Annotated in this window: 12 protein-coding genes; 4 read left to right on the top strand and 8 right to left on the bottom strand. The window is 71.2% G+C overall.

Annotated elements, in window-relative coordinates:
• Positions 1-15: 15 nt before the first annotated feature.
• The 4 genes from JGU66_21585 to JGU66_21570 form a co-directional block, all read right to left on the bottom strand.
• Positions 16-1,410: an FAD-binding oxidoreductase gene (locus tag JGU66_21585; GenBank protein ID MBJ6763366.1), complete on the bottom strand. Its 1,395-nt coding sequence runs from the start codon at positions 1,408-1,410 to the stop codon at positions 16-18.
• A gap of 13 nt (positions 1,411-1,423) precedes the next feature.
• Positions 1,424-2,869 carry a UbiA family prenyltransferase gene (locus tag JGU66_21580; protein ID MBJ6763365.1) on the bottom strand — a complete coding sequence of 482 codons (1,446 nt, stop codon included), beginning with the start codon at positions 2,867-2,869 and terminating at the stop codon, positions 1,424-1,426.
• 86 nt (positions 2,870-2,955) lie between these two features.
• Positions 2,956-3,996 carry a methyltransferase domain-containing protein gene (locus tag JGU66_21575; protein MBJ6763364.1) on the bottom strand — a complete coding sequence of 347 codons (1,041 nt, stop codon included), beginning with the start codon at positions 3,994-3,996 and terminating at the stop codon, positions 2,956-2,958.
• Between the two features lie 12 nt (positions 3,997-4,008).
• The gene (locus JGU66_21570; GenBank protein MBJ6763363.1) at positions 4,009-4,365 is read right to left on the bottom strand and encodes a hypothetical protein; all 357 of its coding nucleotides are present in this window, start codon (positions 4,363-4,365) and stop codon (positions 4,009-4,011) included.
• 109 nt (positions 4,366-4,474) lie between these two features.
• Here JGU66_21570 and JGU66_21565 point away from each other — a divergent pair, with 109 nt between their 5' ends.
• The 4 genes from JGU66_21565 to JGU66_21550 all read left to right on the top strand — a co-directional run bounded on the left by JGU66_21565 (position 4,475) and on the right by JGU66_21550 (position 7,821).
• Positions 4,475-5,800, top strand: coding sequence for a response regulator (locus tag JGU66_21565; protein MBJ6763362.1), 1,326 nt, complete (start codon positions 4,475-4,477; stop codon positions 5,798-5,800).
• Positions 5,801-5,935: 135 nt separating this feature from the next.
• Positions 5,936-6,421, top strand: coding sequence for a hypothetical protein (locus JGU66_21560; GenBank protein MBJ6763361.1), 486 nt, complete (start codon positions 5,936-5,938; stop codon positions 6,419-6,421).
• Between the two features lie 44 nt (positions 6,422-6,465).
• Positions 6,466-7,086, top strand: coding sequence for a thioredoxin-dependent thiol peroxidase (bcp, locus tag JGU66_21555; GenBank protein ID MBJ6763360.1), 621 nt, complete (start codon positions 6,466-6,468; stop codon positions 7,084-7,086).
• A 204-nt stretch (positions 7,087-7,290) separates the two neighbouring features.
• Positions 7,291-7,821 carry a hypothetical protein gene (locus JGU66_21550; protein ID MBJ6763359.1) on the top strand — a complete coding sequence of 177 codons (531 nt, stop codon included), beginning with the start codon at positions 7,291-7,293 and terminating at the stop codon, positions 7,819-7,821.
• A gap of 46 nt (positions 7,822-7,867) precedes the next feature.
• Here JGU66_21550 and nagZ read toward each other — a convergent pair whose 3' ends face one another.
• The 4 genes from nagZ to JGU66_21530 form a co-directional block, all read right to left on the bottom strand.
• On the bottom strand, positions 7,868-8,932 hold the full coding sequence (nagZ, locus tag JGU66_21545; protein MBJ6763358.1) for a beta-N-acetylhexosaminidase: 1,065 nt from the start codon (positions 8,930-8,932) through the stop codon (positions 7,868-7,870).
• Between the two features lie 139 nt (positions 8,933-9,071).
• A complete protein-coding gene (locus JGU66_21540; protein MBJ6763357.1) occupies positions 9,072-11,171 on the bottom strand; it encodes a BatA domain-containing protein in 2,100 nt (699 codons plus the stop codon).
• A complete protein-coding gene (locus tag JGU66_21535) occupies positions 11,168-12,049 on the bottom strand; it encodes a DUF58 domain-containing protein (GenBank protein ID MBJ6763356.1) in 882 nt (293 codons plus the stop codon). The genes JGU66_21540 and JGU66_21535 overlap by 4 nt, the downstream gene beginning before the upstream one ends.
• A 12-nt stretch (positions 12,050-12,061) precedes the next feature.
• Positions 12,062-13,090 carry a MoxR family ATPase gene (locus tag JGU66_21530; protein ID MBJ6763355.1) on the bottom strand — a complete coding sequence of 343 codons (1,029 nt, stop codon included), beginning with the start codon at positions 13,088-13,090 and terminating at the stop codon, positions 12,062-12,064.
• Positions 13,091-13,171 lie beyond the last annotated feature (81 nt).

The raw sequence follows: 13,171 nt of genomic DNA, 5'->3' as shown, positions 1-13,171 counted from the left end.
GTTGTGCCCGGGGAATCAGCGGATGGCCAGCAGCGACACGGGCGGCGTGGCGCCGTCGGCCCTGCCTTCCAGCATGGGCAGGGAGGGCGTGGCGGGAGGATTCACCCGCCGCCAGAAGGAGGATGAGAACGCAGGGTCGATGTACGGCAGGAACTGCTCGCGCCGAGGGAAGTACGCCGCGAAGCTCTCCGGGCTCATGCGCGCGTCCTTCGCGGGATACACCGCGCCGCCCGCCTCGCGCGTCAGTCGGTCCAGGTCCTCCACCAGCCGCCACGTCTTCTCGCCGCGGTTGGCGAAGTCCATGGCCAGCGTCACGCCCTGGCGAGGGAAGGACAGCCAGCCCGGGGACGGAATGTCTCCGAACGTCTTGAGCACGGACAGGAAGCTGGGCACGCCGCCGCGCGAGCTGCGCTCGAGAATCTCTCTCAAGGCGTCGCGCGCGGTGGAGTAGGGCACCACGCACTGGAACTGGAGGAAGCCCCGCGCGCCGTAGATGCGGTTCCAGCCGTAGATGGCATCCAGCGGATAGAAGAACGGGTCGTAGTGCGTGAGCCGCTGCCGAGGACGGCCGCGCTGGCGGCGGTAGTAGAGCCAGTTGAACGCGGACACGGACAACCGGTTGAGGCAGAACGCCGGCATGTCCACCGGTACCGCGAGCCCCGAGCCGTGCGACAGGTGGCTCTTGGCGAGCGGCAGCCCGTCGAACTGCGGCGGCGCGAAGTTGCCTCGGAACAAGAGGCCCCGGCCCAGCTTGCGGCCTCGGGCCAGGCAGTCCACCCACGCCATGGTGAACTCGTAGTCCGCTTCCGAGGCCCGGGCCACGTCGAGGAACGCGTCCAGGTTCTCGCAGGGCACCGTCTCCTGGAGGATGTACGGGTTCCGGATGGGCACGAGCTGCACCTCGGCCCAGGTGATGAGGCCCGTGAGCCCCAGCCCGCCGATGGTGGCGCCGTACCAATCTGGATGCGCGTCCGGTGCGCAGACGCGGCGGGTGCCATCCGAACGCAGGAGCTCGAAGCTCCGCACGTACCGCCCGAAGGTGCCGCCGCGATGGTGGTTCTTGCCATGTACGTCGTTGGCGATGGCCCCGCCCACCGTCACGTACTTGGTGCCCGGCGTCACCGGGAGGAACCAGCCGCGCGGCGCCACCAGCCGCAGCACCGTGTCCAACGTGACGCCCGCCTCGCAGCGCAGCACGCCCGTGGCCGGGTCGAAGTCGATGAGGCGGTCCAGCGCGGAGGTGAGCAGCAGCGTGCCGTCCGCGTTGAGGCACGAGTCCCCGTAGCTGCGGCCCAGCCCGTGCGGCAGCAGCGGCCCCGGCGCGGACGGCAGCGCGCCCGAGCCCCACGTGAGGGCACGGGTCTCTTGCGCGACTCGGGGGAATCTCCCCCAGGACTGCGGTGACTTCATCGCTCCTGCATCCTCATGTGGCGGCCCACAGCACCAGCGCGGCGACGACTCCGACGGCGTAGCTCACCTTGTCGCGCAGGGCGAAGAGGAGCGGGTCCTCGTTCACCTGTCCGCGATGCGCGAGCACCCACACCCGGCCCACCCAGTACAGCATCACCGGGCAGAGCAGCCACAGGCGCTCGGGGTGGGTGTACAGCGCGGTGACTTCCTTGCTGGTGATGTAGAGCGCGAGCACCAGCACGGACACCTGTCCCGCCGCCGCGCCCAGGCTCGCGAGCTGCTCGTAGTCCTGCGCCAGATAGCCGCGCCCGTGCGCCGCGGACTCGTTGGCCAGCCGCAGCCGCCGCACCTCGCTCAGCCGCTTCACCAGCGCGAGCGACAGGAAGAGGAAGGTGCTGAACATGAGCAGCCAGCTCGACGTGGGCACGCCCACCGCCAGCGAGCCGCCGAAGATGCGCACCGTGTAGAGCCCCGCGAGCACCAGCACGTCCAGCATCACCACCTGCTTGAGCCGCACCGAGTACGCGAGCGTCAGGCCGTAGTACACGCCCAGGAGCGCCGCGAACGCGGGAGGCAGCAGCGCCAATGCCAGGGCCGCGCCCGCCGCGAGCAGCACCGGCGCCATCATCGCCCCGGCGCGAACGGACAGCGTGCCGGCCGCGAATGGCCGCGCCTTCTTGGTCGGATGTCGTCGGTCCGACTCCAGGTCCAGCAAGTCATTGAGCACGTACACGCTGGAGGCGCACAGGCTGAAGGCGAAGAACGCCAGCACCGACTCCAGGACCATGCGCGGGTGCTGGGCCTTGTGCGCGGCCAGGAGCGGGACGAACACGAGCGCGTTCTTCGCCCACTGGTGCACGCGCAGCGCCTTCACCCAGGTGCGCGCGCGGGTGGCGGGGCGCTCGAAGACGCGGTGCACGGGGCGGCCCAACTCCCGCGCGCGCCGCAGCACATTCGTGGAGGCGTTCGCCACCACCACCTGCCGGGACTCGCGCCACAGCGGCAGGTCCACCGCGTCGTTGCCCGCGTAGTCGAACGTGCCCACCGCTTCCTTCAGCCGGGCCAGCTTGCGCTCACCGGACAGGTTCACTTGCCCGTCGCTGGCGTGCACCTCGTCGAAGAGGCCCAGGTGCGCGGCCACCGCGTCGGCGATGCGACGGTCCGCCGCCGTGGCCAGCACGAGCCGCCGGCCGTGCGCCCGCTCCTCCTGGAGGAAGGCCAGCAGGGGCTCGTGGTACGGCAGCACGGCGGCGTCCAGCGCGGCCCGGCGAGCGACCTCGGCCTTGAAGAAGGCCTTGCCCCGGAGCATCCAGAGCGGCGCGAGCAGCAGCAGCCAGGGCGCCCGCTTGAACAGCACCAGCAGGTTCTCGTGGAGCGTGTCCGTGAGCACCAGCGTGCCGTCCAGGTCGACGGCGAGCGGCACGGCCTCGGATGGGGGAAGGGGGGCCTCGGGCAGCATGGGCGGAGGGGCAGGGTAGCGCGAGAGGTGGGGCCGGAGCACGGCCTACCCACTCGGCGGGGATCGCCCGCAGGGGGAGGGGCCGCTCAGGCCGGACGGGCGATGAGGAGCGTCTGGAGGGGCAGGTGGCGGATGGGCCGACTCTGGTGGATGTCGAAACCCGCGTCGTCCAAGAAGCCTTCCACCTCGGCGGGGGTGTAGGCCGCCGCGCCCGAGGTCAGGCAGTAGTGCAGGCCGATGAGGGGCGCGGAGCCCTGCGGCGTCTCCGCGTCCTCGCGCAGGTACTCCAGCACCGCCAGCGTCCCCTTGGGTGAGAGCGCGGTGCGGATCCGCCGCAGCAGGGCCACGTTCTGCTCGGGCGTCAGGTGGTGCACCACCTGGAACAGCAGCACGCCGTCATGCGGACCGCCCAGGTCGTGGGTGAGCAGGTTGCCCTCGCGGTGAGAGACGAGGTGGGCCAGCCCCGCGTTGGCGATGATGTCCCGCCCCACGCGCGCGCTGCCCTCCAGGTCCACCACGGTGGCCTTCAGGCCTTTGTGCTTGCGGCACAGCTCGGCGGCGAACCAGCCATGCGCGCCGCCCAGGTCCAGCACGTGGCGCGCGCCGCGCGGCAGCGGAATGGCCGAGACGACCTCCGGGGCCGCCAGCCGCGCGAGCTGGTACATCGCGTGGATGTAGTCGCGCCAGCGCGGGTCATCTGGCGCGAAGTCGTGGATGTTGACCGACTGGCCGCGCCGCACCACGTCCTCGAGCTGACCCCACCAGTCCCACTGGGCGTAGTTGAACTCGAGGAAGGCGGTGATGGACTGCGGCGAGCGCGGATCCAACCAGCGGCTCGCGCGCGGCGCCAGCTTGTAGCGACCGCGCACGCGCTCCACCACCTCGCACGCGACCAGCGCATCGAGCAGGGCGCGGGTGCCCTCGGTGGAGAGCTTCAGTCGGGTGGCCAGCGCATCCGGCGTGGCCGGGCCGTCCGCCAGCGCCGCGTAGATGCCCAGCCGCGCGCCCGCCATCAGCGTGCGCGAGGCCATCATCCCGAAGAAGGCATGGGCCAGGGGCTGGGGGGCGAGGTTGAGGAAGTCCGCCACGCGCTCCAGCAGGTTGTCCGCCTTGATGCCCAGCCGCATGTCCGCCCCCGCTCAGTGCCGACGTCGTCGAGGCACGGCCACCGCGGCCAGCCCCACCAGCACCAGCGCCGCCTCGGGCCCCAGGAGGCACCCGGACGTCTCCGCTTGCCGGACGCCCGTGTACTTGCACGTTCCGGCCTGGCAGGTGAACCGCATGTTGCAGTCGCTGCTGCTGCGGCACTTGGTGTTCACCCGCCCGGTGCCATCGTCTTCCTCGCCCGGGTCATCCTTGCCCGGTCCACCCGTGGAGGCATCCGGCGCGCCTCCATCCGGAGGAGAACCCGGTTGTGCATGCGCGAGCGAGGTGGACAGCAGGGCAATGCAGGTGAGCAGGCCGAAAATGAACGAACGCGAGCGGGGGCTGGACATCACGAGGGGGGCACCCTACCCCCCTGGCGGGGCGGATGCATCCTTCCCCGCATCCGTCCCGAAACACTTGTCTGACAGGTTGCCCGCATCTGGTACGGTATTGCCCGCGATGGCCCCCCGAATCCTTGTCGTGGACGACAACCAGGAGCTCCTCTCCCTCCTCACGCAGTTGTTCGAGGATGCGGGGTACGAGGTGGTGGGGGCCAGCCGAGGCAAGCAGGGCATCGAGGCCGCCCGCGCCCAGCCTCCAGGCTGCGCGGTGCTGGATATCCTCTTGCCCGACATGATGGGGTACCACCTCGCGGACGCGCTCCGGAAGGACAACCCCCAGCTCCCGCTGCTCTTCATCACCGGCGTCTTCAAGGGCGGCAAGCACGCCCTGGAGGCGCGGCAGAAGTACGCGGCGGCCGGCTACTTCGAGAAGCCCTTCGAGGCGCAGAAGCTCCTGGAGGCCGTGGCGCGGGTGCTCCCCGCGGAGAAGAAGGCCCCCGCGGGCAACTCGCTCCAGGACGCCTTCGAGGTCGAGCTGGACATCGACGTGGAGGAGGAGGGCCCGCAGGACGTCATGGAGCTGACGGGCCGCATCAAGGTGACGGGCGGCGGCAACATCACCGCGGAGATTCGCGGCGCCAACCTCACCGCCAGCCCCATGCAGAAGGTCTCGGCCACCCAGGTGCGTCCGCCCACGCCGGGCCGGCCGCCGGATCCGCTGCCCGTGGGCTCCGGGTCTCCGGGCAGCCGCCGTGGCGAGCTGCGCGACAACCTTCCCTCGCTGCTCACCGCCTTCTACCTGTCCCGCGAGACGGGCGAGCTGGGCATCCAGCGCGGCAAGGTGAAGAAGGTCGTCTATTTCGAGAAGGGCACGCCAGTGTTCGCCCTCTCCAACCTGCTCGCGGACCGCTTCGGCCAGTTCCTGGTGCGCGTGGGGAAGATAAAGCCCGAGCAGCTCCAGGACGCCTCCGCCGTGGCGGCGCAGAGCAACCGGCGCACCGGCGACGTGCTCGTGGAGCGCGGCCTGCTGAAGGACACCGAGCGGCTCTACTACGTGGGCCAGCAGGTGAAGGCCATCATCTACTCGCTGTTCTCCTGGGAGGACGGCACCTACGTGATGAGCTTCAAGGAGAAGGCCTCCTCGGAGTCCATCAAGCTGGACGTGCACCCGGGCAACCTCATCGTTCGCGGCATCAAGAAGCTCTACAAGCCCGAGCGCCTGCGCCGTCTGCTCCAGCCCGAGGACCGGCTCATCCCCGCCGTCGCCCCCTCGTACCAGTTCAACGAGGTGGAGCTGGAGCGGTGGGAGGCGGAGCTGCTGCCGAAGATTGACGGCAACCGCACCGTGGCGGAGCTGCTCGCGTACGCGAACCGGCCGGACCACGTCGTCTACGGCTTCCTCGTGGCGATGATGTCGCTGGGCATCCTGGACAAGCGCGGCTGAGCGCGGGGGCCAACGCCCTCGGTGCGAGCCGTTGTCCGTCAGGCCAGGCAGGAAGGCGAGCAGGAGACGGGAGCCACGACGGAGCACTCCGGCCGTGGTTTAACGCGGGGGGCCAGCAGGAGGAGCCTCTTCTCGATGATGATTTCCCGCACCCGACTCTCCACCGCGCTGCTGCTGATGGGACTGCTCGCCCTCCCGGGCTGTGACTCGGACAAGGGTCCCGAGCAGTTGCAGAAGGCGGAAGCGAAGTACCAGGAACTGACCACCCGCGGCCTCTCCGCGCGCGACGCCCGCTGGGACGAGGTCGTCGCCGCCTTCGAGGCCGTGCCCCAGGACTCCAAGGCCCGCGCCGAGGCGGACAAGCGGCTCGCGGCGCTGCGCGCGGCCCGTGGCGAGCTGCCTCCTCAGCCCCTGGCCACGCCCGGCTCGACTGGCCCCGGCTCCAGCGGCGTGGATGCCAAGCGCGCCGCGTGCGAGGCCTTGGCCAAGAAGCTGGGCGAGTCGCGCACGGACGCTTCGCGCGAGCTCGTCCGGCGCGCGCTGGAGCGCTGCCACGCGGACCTCACGCAGCTGGAGGCGAACAGCCACCCGCCCGGTGAGGACGGCCAGGACTCGCACTGACGAGAACTGTGGGCGGGCGGAGTTTGGAGTAGAAACTCCGCCCCATGCCCATGCCCCAAGCAGGTGAGCAGGCCCCCGGCTTCGAGCTGTCCGACCAGAGCGGCAATGCCGTGTCGCTGGCCCGGCTCCGAGGCAAGCACGTCGTCCTCTACTTCTATCCGAAGGACAACACGCCCGGCTGTACGACGGAGGCGTGTGACTTCCAGAGCGAGCACGCCGCGCTCCAGAAGGCGGGCGCGGTGGTGCTCGGCGTGTCGCCGGACGACGCGAAGAGCCACCAGAAGTTCGCCGCCAAGTTCCACCTCGCCTTCCCGCTGCTGGTGGACCCAGGCCACGCGGTGTCCGAGGCGTACGGCGTGTGGGGCGAGAAGTCCCTCTACGGCCGCAAGTTCCTGGGCATCACCCGCGCCACCTTCCTCATCGGCCCGGACGGCAAGGTCCAGCACGTGTGGCCCAAGGTGAAGGTGAACGGCCACGTGGCGGAGGTGCTGGCCACGCTCAAGGGCGGCGCGTCCGCCGGGGCGAAGCCCGCGCCTGCCCCCAAGAAGACTCCGGAGAAGGCTCCGGCGGCGAAGAAGGCCCCGGCCGCGAAGAAGGCGCCCGCGGCGAAGAAGGCCCCGGCCGCGAAGAAGCCGGCCGCGAAGAAGAAGCCCGCGGGCCGCTGATAGGTGGCCTTGTCCCGCCCTGATGGCGACGCACTCCTGGCGGGACAGGACTTCGAAGACCGTGTATGCCTGGGGCGCGGTCGAACCCTCGCTCTCCCCGAACGAGGGTTGGCCTTCCCGGACGAGCCAGCGATGGCTCGCTCGGTGGCGGAAGCGGTCGGGCGTGACCATTTCCTCGGGGACTGCGCAAGACGTGGAGAAGAGATGACGATGCACGAGCGAGGCATTCGGCGTTGGAGTGGTGCGGCGTTCCTGGTGGCGGGCATGCTGCTGGGCACGGCCTGCGGTGACCTGCCGGAGACCGGCGGACGGCAGCCGGACGAGTCGCGGGGCAATGCCTTCGCGCAGCGCGGCACGCAGCCCGAGGCCCTGTACAACGTCGCCGAGCAGCAGGGCCATGAGTCCCCTGCGGCCGCGCACCAGGGGCACTCGGCCGCGACGCTGCCGCCGCACGTGCTGACCGTGGACCGCGGCTACAACCAGACCATCAAGGAGATTGGCTCCAGCATCGATCCGCGCACGCCGCAGAACGAGGGCAAGTCCAACAACTCCAAGTTCGATGACGCGGGCGGGATGATGCGCACGCGCTACGCGGAGTTCGGCGGCGCCGAGTACTCGCCCACCGCCATGGGCGCGGGTGGTCAGTACGTGACGGACCTCCGGCCCCAGGTGCGCGGCTACGAGCAGACCGCCGCGCACGAGGCCGTGACGCCCATCTACATGCGCAACCGCTGAACCCTCGCCCGCCCGCGGAAAGCTCCCGCGGGCGAGCGCTCCGGCCTCACCGAGTGGCCAGCATCACCTCGGTGGGGTCGCGTCCCGTGACGGCGCTGGCGAGTCCCTCGGCGAGCGCGCGGTGCTCCGCACTGCCCAGCTGGGAGAGCCGGTCCTCCGCGGGCCGCACGAAGCGCGCGACGAGCGCGTCGAGCCGACGATGCGCCTCGGCGATGCGCGAGCGCGGCACGCGGCCAGACTCCACCGCCTTCACGAGCGCCTCGATGGCCCGCCGCTGCACGTCGGCCTTGTGGCACACGAGGAACAGGTCCACGCCCGCGAGCGTGCCCTGCACCGTGGCCTCCTCCACGGAGTAGTGGTCCGCGATGGCCTTCATCTCCAGGTCATCGCTGACGAGCACGCCGTCGAAGCCCAGCTCGCGCCGCAGCAACCCCTCCAGCACGCGCGTGCTCATGGTGGCGGGCACGCCGGGTTCCAGCGCGTCGAAGAGCACGTGCGCCGTCATCAGCGAGGCGAGCCCTGCCCGAGCGAAGGCCTGGAAGGGCACCAGCTCCACGCGCCGCAGCCGCTCCAGGTCATGCGCCAGGCGGGGCAGGGTGAGGTGGCTGTCCGTGGTGGTGTCGCCATGTCCGGGGAAGTGCTTGCCGCACGACGCGACGCCGCCCGCTTCCAGTCCGCGCGCGAGCGCCACGCCCAGGCGCGCCACCACCTCCGGCTCGCGCCCGAAGCTGCGGTCTCCGATGACGGGGTTGGCCGGGTTGGTGTCCACGTCGAGCACGGGCGCGAAGTCCCAGTCGAAGCCCAGCGCGCGCAGCTCGTGCGCGAGCAGCCGGCCCACGCGCTCCGCCAGGGCCTCGTCGCCGCGCTGTCCCAGCTCGCGCATGGGCGGCAGCGCGGTGAAGGGCGCGCCGCGCAGCCGGGCCACGCGGCCTCCCTCCTGGTCCACCGAGAGGATGAAGGGGCGGCCCGCGCGCGTCTTGAGCGCCTGGCACAGCGCGGCGGTCTCGCTCGCGGAGCCCACGTTGCGCTTGAAGAGGATGGCGCCGGAGATGCCGTCGTCCATCAGCGCCGCCAGGTCGGCGTCGACGTGGGTGCCAGGGAAGCCCACCATGAAGAGGCGGGCGCAGTCGCGGTAGAGGGCGGAGGGGCTCACGGCGCCGCAGTCTGGCAGACCGCGCCCTCGGTGGGGGACTCCACGCGCGCGGTGAGGCCGCGGACGTCGGCTGCTTGTCAGGGCCCCGGGCGCGCGCCTACTTGCGCAGCAGGGTGCCCTCCAGGAAGAAGGCGAGGCACGCGGTGAGGATGAGCCACGTCCACAGCGGCACCGCGGGCTTGTTGGTGTCCCCGGTGGAGGCCTTCACGGTGTCCTCTCCGAAGTACGCGGTGAGCGTCTCGGCGGGCACGCGCGTGAGGTCGCTCTCGGCGGGGTCCAGCGTGGCCGCGAAGTCCAGCGCGGGCACCGGCTTGCCCTCCGCGCCGAGCACCCGATACACGCCCGGCTCGCGCACGGGCCCCGCGACGAACGAGCTGTCCGGCTGCGCCTTCAAGGGCAGCTCGCTCCCGTCCGGCGCGCGCACCGCGGTGAGCTTCTGCGCGCCGTCGGGGCGCAGCGTCACGCTCTCTCCCACGCGCGCGTGCACGGCCTCGTGCTCATCCAGCGAGCCCGTGAGGTACGCGGCGAAGCGCTGCATCAGCGGCAGGAAGCTGGTGCGGATGGAGAAGTCGCTCCAGTCGCGATCCACCGTGCTGGTGAACAGCGCCACGCGCCCCTTGCCCTTGCGCGCCACCGCCACGGCCGGGGCGCCGTCCTCGTAGGTGGCCAGCACCTGGCTGCCACCCGCCGCCGCCGGGTTGTCCGCCTCCAGCAGCATGTACCGGTAGAAGCGCGCGCCCACGAGCCCCTCCTCCGCCGAGCCCGTGAAGGGCGCGAAGAGGGGATGCTCCTGCTTCACCTGCGCCAGCCGCGTCGCCTTGGTGTCCGCGTCGGGGGACTCGCGCTCGGCGCTGGTGCGCACGAGCCGCAGCGCGCGGGGCAGCAGCGTGCCCAAGCGTTGATTGTAGGCCTCCGGATCCACCCGGTCGCCCATGCTGATGAAGAGGCCGCCGCCCGCCTGGACGAACGCGGTCAGCTTCTGCGCCTCGTCCTCCGTGGGCGCCGCCACGTTGAGCAGCAGCACCAGGTCATAGGCGGAGAAGTCCTCGCGCAGCCCCACCTCCGCGTCGCGCACCACCGCCTCCACGGGCGAGCCCGGCGAGGTGAGGGCCGCGTCCACGAAGAAGGCCTCGTCCCGGTAGCGCGTGGCGTGGGGCGCGCCGTTGACGACCAGGGCCTTGAGCGCGCGCGGCACGGGCAGGACGAAGGCGCGCCGGTCATCCTCGCCGAGCGCGTCCGGAGCCAGCGTCACCGTGCCCGCCACCGTGCCGCCCTGGGGGAAGCGCACCGTCAGCGCCTTCTGCGTGGTGCCGCCCGCGGGCACGTCCACGAAGCCCTTGGCGAGCGTCGTCTCGCCCACGCGCACGAGCGCCTCCAGGTCCTTCACTGGCTTCGCGCCGAAGTTCCGCACCGTGAAGGTGAACTGGAACGCGCGAGGGCCGGCTTGCAGCGCGGGCTCCACCTTCAGGTCCACCAGCGCGTGGTTGTCGAGCGACTCGCGTGAGCGGGCCACGTCGCGCAGCACCACCTCGGGCTTCACGGGCGTGCCCGTGGGGCCCTTCACCGTGGGCGGCGGAGACTCCAGACGGAAGGCGGTGGCCGTCATGTCCGAGACGACCACGAGCCGCTTGCCCGCCAGCGGGCTCTCCTCCAGCGTCCGAGCCGCCAGCTCCAAGCACCGCGACAGGTCCGCTCCGGCGTAGGTGGGCCGAGCCTCGTCCACCAGCGCGCGCAGCCGAGCCCGGTCGAACCCCGGCGTCGGCGGAGGCGCCGGCGTGTCCGTGCACACGAGCACCGTGGCGGGCTCCTCGGGCAGCAGGTCCTTCAGCGCGTCGCGGGCCTCGTCGCGGGCCTGCTCGAAGAGCGGGGTGCCGTCGGACCAGCGCATGGACAGCGAGGCGTCCAGGATGATGGCGGTGGCCGCCGGGCCATGCGTCACCGTGGCGGCCTGCGCGTCGTTGCGCCACTCCGGCTTCGCCAGCGCGAGGGGAATCGCCAACAGGATGAGCGTGCGCAGCGCGTACAGGAGCAGGCGCTTGAGCTTCAGTCGGCTGGCGGTGCGCTTCTGGCTGCGCAGCACGAAGGCCATCGGTCCGAAGGGATGCGGCCGGGGACGGCGGCGGTCGAACAGGTGGACCAGCAGCGGGATGAACGCGCCCAGCGCGCCGAGCAGGAACCACGGGTTGCCGAACGTCACCGGCGCCTCCCGCGTCGCGAGAGGAAGCGCAGCAGCACGTCGTCCAGCCGCTCGTCGGTGCGCACCAGCTCGTAGTCCACGTCGGCCTCGGCGCAGCGGGCCTTCACGTCCGCGAGGAACGCGCCGAACTCCTCCAGGTAGCTCTGCTTGATTTCGCGCGGGTTCACCTCGATGCGCCCCTCGCCTTCCATGTCCAGGAAGAGGGTGGGGTCATCGAAGGGGAACGTCAGCTCCGCGGGATCCACCAGGTGGAACACCGCCACGTCGTTCTTGCGCTGGCGCAGCGCGAGCACGCGCTTCAGGGCCTCCTGCCGCTCATCCAGCAGGTCCGACAGCACGATGACGGTGGACCGGCGCGGGAGCACTTCCGCCAGGTGATCCGCCGCGCTGCCCAGGTCCGTGGGGCCCTCGGCGCTCGCGTGCTCCAGCGCGTCCAGCAGCACGTTGAGGTGTCCCGCGGACGCGCGCGGCGGCACGTCTCGGAAGGCACCGCCCACCATCAGCGCGAGCCCGGCCGCGTCCTGCTGCCGCACGAGCAGATAGCTCAGCGCGCCAGCCAGCGTGGTGGCCACCTCCAGCTTGGACATCGCCCCGCTGCGGTAGCCCATGGACGCGGACGCATCCACCACCATCACCGCGCGCAGGTTCGTCTCGTGCTCGAAGCGCTTGACGTAGTACTTGTCGAACTTGCCGTACGCCTTCCAGTCGAGGTGGCGCAGCTCGTCGCCTGGCGCGTATTCCTTGTGCTCGGCGAACTCCACGCTCTGGCCCTGGTGCGGGCTCTTGTGGAGGCCGGACAGCACGCCCTCCATCACCGCGCGGGCGCGCAGCTTCACCCCCTGCAACCGGGACAGCGTCTGGGCGTCGAGCAGCGACATGGGGCGGGCGCGCTAGCCCTTCACCACCGTGAGGAGCTGGTCGATGAGCTTCACGGAGGTGATGCCCTCGCTCTCGGCCGTGAAGTTGGGCAGCACGCGGTGCCGGAGCACCGGACGCGCCAGGGCCCGCACGTCCTCGACCGTGGCCACGAAGCGCCCGGACAGGATGGCGCGCGCCTTGGCCGCCAGCACCAGGTACTGGCTGGCGCGAGGGCCCGCGCCCCATGACACGTTCTTCGCCACGAAGTCCGGCACGCCGGGCTCCTTGGGCCGCGTGTGGCGCACCAGCTCCACCGCGTAGCGCACCACGTGGTCCGGCACGGGCACGCGCCGCACCAGCTCCTGCAAGGCGAGGATGCGCTCGGGGGAGAGAATCTTCTCCAGCTTGGGCTGCGCGGTGCCGGTGGTGCTCTTGACGATCTGCACCTCTTCCTCGGCCGTGGGGTAGCCCACGTCCACCAGGAACATGAAGCGGTCGAGCTGGGCCTCGGGCAGCGGATAGGTGCCCTCCTGCTCGATGGGGTTCTGGGTGGCGAAGACGAGGAAGGGCAGGTCCAGCGGGTACGTGCGGCCACCGGCGGTGACGCGGTACTCCTGCATGGCCTGGAGCAGGGCGGCCTGCGTCTTGGGCGGGGTGCGATTGACCTCGTCCGCCAGGATGATGTTGGCGAACAGCGGCCCCTGCATGAAGCGGAAGGCGCGGCGGCCGGTGGCCTTGTCCTCTTCCAGGATGTCCGTGCCGGTGATGTCCGAGGGCATCAGGTCCGGCGTGAACTGGATGCGGTTGAAGGACAGGTTGAGGACGTCCGCCAGCGTGGAGATGAGCAGCGTCTTGGCGAGTCCCGGCACGCCCACGAAGAGGCAGTGGCCGCGGCTGAAGAGCGAAATCAGCAGGTGCTCCACCACGTCCCGCTGGCCCACGACGCGCTTTTCAATCTGCGCGACAATCTGGTTCCGGGCCTGGGCGAGCTCCTCGACGGCGCGCAGGTCGTCGCTGGATGCGTCGGGCGGCGGGTGGGGGGCGGAGGCGGCGCTTTCCATGGAGGGGTTCTCTTATCCGGCGTACGCCACGGGGACCAAGGGTTTCCACCGCCGGGGGGGCCCGGGCGTGTGCTGGCAACC

The organism is Myxococcaceae bacterium JPH2 (genome assembly GCA_016458225.1).
Lineage (GTDB): Bacteria > Myxococcota > Myxococcia > Myxococcales > Myxococcaceae > Citreicoccus.
This window is presented reverse-complemented; position numbering and strand designations above follow the sequence as displayed.

What these genes read in the sequence shown, in the direction of transcription:
- JGU66_21565 (MBJ6763362.1), top strand. Translation starts at nt 4,475, where the DNA reads ATGGCCCCCCGAATCCTTGTCGTGGACGACAACCAGGAGCTCCTCTCC.
- JGU66_21585 (MBJ6763366.1), bottom strand. Translation starts at nt 1,410, where the DNA reads ATGAAGTCACCGCAGTCCTGGGGGAGATTCCCCCGAGTCGCGCAAGAG.
- JGU66_21530 (MBJ6763355.1), bottom strand. Translation starts at nt 13,090, where the DNA reads ATGGAAAGCGCCGCCTCCGCCCCCCACCCGCCGCCCGACGCATCCAGC.
- JGU66_21560 (MBJ6763361.1), top strand. Translation starts at nt 5,936, where the DNA reads ATGATGATTTCCCGCACCCGACTCTCCACCGCGCTGCTGCTGATGGGA.
- JGU66_21575 (MBJ6763364.1), bottom strand. Translation starts at nt 3,996, where the DNA reads ATGCGGCTGGGCATCAAGGCGGACAACCTGCTGGAGCGCGTGGCGGAC.
- JGU66_21580 (MBJ6763365.1), bottom strand. Translation starts at nt 2,869, where the DNA reads ATGCTGCCCGAGGCCCCCCTTCCCCCATCCGAGGCCGTGCCGCTCGCC.
- bcp (MBJ6763360.1), top strand. Translation starts at nt 6,466, where the DNA reads ATGCCCATGCCCCAAGCAGGTGAGCAGGCCCCCGGCTTCGAGCTGTCC.
- nagZ (MBJ6763358.1), bottom strand. Translation starts at nt 8,932, where the DNA reads ATGGTGGGCTTCCCTGGCACCCACGTCGACGCCGACCTGGCGGCGCTG.
- JGU66_21550 (MBJ6763359.1), top strand. Translation starts at nt 7,291, where the DNA reads ATGACGATGCACGAGCGAGGCATTCGGCGTTGGAGTGGTGCGGCGTTC.
- JGU66_21535 (MBJ6763356.1), bottom strand. Translation starts at nt 12,049, where the DNA reads ATGTCGCTGCTCGACGCCCAGACGCTGTCCCGGTTGCAGGGGGTGAAG.
- JGU66_21570 (MBJ6763363.1), bottom strand. Translation starts at nt 4,365, where the DNA reads ATGTCCAGCCCCCGCTCGCGTTCGTTCATTTTCGGCCTGCTCACCTGC.